Genomic DNA, 1,266 nt, shown 5'->3' on the forward strand with positions numbered 1-1,266 from the left:
CCGCTTCCGCCAATACAACGGGGCTAAACTCGCATCTTTATCCTGACTTAGATATCGTCGCTGACCGCAGATGGAAAGACGACGTTTCGGGGTTTGATGGCGAAGAAAACGAGTGGCGAGTTCTGCTAGAAATGAATTGGAACCTCTATCAAGGTGGATCCAACGCATCACGACAGAAAAAAGCACGTTATGAAGAAGAAGCTGCACGAATGCGCTCAAACCGTGTTTACCGAGAAGTTCAAGCAAATGTTGACGCCTCGTGGGATGCTTATCTAACCCTCAAGCAAACACTTATTCACCTAGAAGACTACGTCAATCAAAGTGAAGAAAGTGCCACTCTTTACATGGCTCAATTTAAGGCAGGTAGGCGAACATTACTCGATTTGCTTGATGCACAAAATGAGGTGTTTGAAGCAAAAAAACAGTACTTGGCTGCCGATTACGAATACATCTATACACAATATAGAGTCATAGCGAGTATGAGTTATATTCTCGACGCATTACGCGTAAATGTTGAAGGTTCTCTCGCTCAAGAAGATTCATAGCCAACGATCAATGAGGATCAAAAAATGTACTCACGATGCTTACTCTTCATTTGTTATTTCTCATTAATCGCATGCGCTCATCACAGTACCGAAAACACTGAGGACAACCAAGAGTTCGGTTCAGGCTTACCATCAAAACATGCTGAAACCGCTCCTGAACCCTACAAAGTTGAGCCCTTTCTAAAAGAACATAAGACTCTAGATGACCAAGACGACGATGGTGTCATCGATCAAAGAGATCAGTGCGATAAGAAAAGCACAAATGCCGTGATTGATAACGAAGGTTGTGTTGAGTCTTACAATGAAATTCAAAGCATCGATTTGGGTATTCAGTTCGCGAGTAACAGTGCCGAAATTTCGAAAGAGTATTACCCAGTTATTGAAAACCTTGCGAAAACCTACAAGCAAAATCAGAAATTCATGCTTCTCATAGAGGGGCATACAGATAGCACTGGCTCTCCCTCCAGCAATCTAACACTGTCTAAAAAACGAGCCGATGCTGTTGCGAATGTTCTCATCAAGCAATATCAGATCGACTCCCAAAAAATACTTACCGCTGGGTTTGGCGCGGATCAGCCCATTGCCTCGAACGCATCAAAAGAGGGGCGACAACAAAATCGACGAATGATCGCGCACTTAATCACACAAGAACGCGTTATCGCGAAGCAATATGATATATGGACTATTGAGCTTGGTTCATCGAGCAAATCATCGACAAAGC

Annotated in this window: 2 protein-coding genes; both read left to right on the forward strand. The window is 43.4% G+C overall.

The window, feature by feature from the left end; translation table 11 throughout:
• A partial coding sequence (locus A3739_RS14300) for a TolC family protein (RefSeq protein WP_197472332.1) occupies positions 1-545 on the forward strand: 545 nt, incomplete at its 5' end.
• A gap of 24 nt (positions 546-569) precedes the next feature.
• Positions 570-1,266 (forward strand): OmpA family protein (locus A3739_RS14305; RefSeq protein WP_068501865.1); only part of this gene is annotated, 697 nt, incomplete at its 3' end.

The organism is Oleiphilus sp. HI0067, assembly GCF_001635735.1.